The organism is Clostridium estertheticum (genome assembly GCF_018861295.1).
GTDB classification, from domain to species: Bacteria; Bacillota; Clostridia; order Clostridiales; family Clostridiaceae; genus Clostridium_AD; species Clostridium_AD estertheticum_D.
This window is the reverse complement of record NZ_JAHLDM010000087.1, coordinates 1-1,210: the sequence shown is the minus strand read 5'-3', so window position 1 is coordinate 1,210 and position 1,210 is coordinate 1. Positions and strand designations below refer to the sequence as shown.

General features: G+C 31.4%; 1 protein-coding gene. It reads right to left on the bottom strand.

The window, feature by feature from the left end:
• Positions 1–1,210, bottom strand: a 1,210-nt coding sequence (locus KPL54_RS25770; protein ID WP_216109320.1) for an aldehyde dehydrogenase family protein, incomplete at both ends; no start/stop codon positions are given.

Genomic DNA, 1,210 nt, shown 5'->3' with positions numbered 1-1,210 from the left:
GATTTAGCATTCTTTACAAAAATAGTTGTATCTATTTCTGTTTCAAATCTATCTAAATTATCGATATTTTTTGAATATATATATGCACTATGTCTTTTGTGTTGTTCAGCTATTTTTGCGCACTCTATAGCTTCATCAATGTCTTTAACTCTTACAATTGAGAGTATTGGCATCATAAGCTCTGTCATTACAAAAGGGTGATTTATATCTACCTCACATATTATACATTTAACGTTAGTAGGTGCTTCTACATCTATTTGCTCTAAAAATAATTTTGCATCTTTTCCTACCCATTTTTTATTTATATTATATTCTGGTTTTTTGTTGTGATTATAACTTTTTTCATCTTTCTTTATTAGTATTAAATCTAATAACCTTGATACTTGCTCTTTGTTTATAAGTACAGAATTGTTTTGAAGCATATCATTTATTAAATCATCTGCTACATTTTCAAAAACAAACACTTCTTTTTCTGCAATACAAGGTAAATTGTTATCAAAACAACAACCGTCTATTATACTTTTTGCAGCTTTCCTTATATCTGCAGTATCATCTACTATAACTGGAGGATTTCCTGAACCTGCACCTATTGCTTTTTTACCTGAATTTAAAAGCGTTTTTATTAATCCTGGACCTCCAGTCCCACATAAAAGTTTTATAGAGGGGTGTTTCATAATTACATCTAAAGATTCCATAGTTGGATTTTTCACAGTAGTTACTAAATTTGCTGGTCCACCAGCTGAGACTATTGCTCTATTTATCATATCCACGGCAAAAGCAACACATTTTTTTGCCCCTGGATGACCATTAAACACGACAGAGTTTCCGGCAGCTATCATACCTATACTATTGCATATAACAGTTTCAGTTGGATTTGTAGAGGGTGTTATTGCACCTATGACACCGTAAGGAGACATCTTTACTACTGTAAGTCCTTGATCTCCAGACCAAGCTGTAGTAGTTAAATCTTCTGTACCAGGAGTATATTTAGCTGCTAATTCATGTTTTAATATTTTATCTTCATATCGTCCCATTTTTGTTTCTTCTATAATCATTTTTGCAAGCGTTTCTTTATTTTCTAATGTAGCCTTTCTTATACTGTTTATAAGCCGTTCTCTATCTTCTTCTTTATAATCAATAGTTAACACCTTTTGTGCATGAATTGCTTTTGAAATAGCAATTTCAACGTCTTCGAACACTCCTAAATATA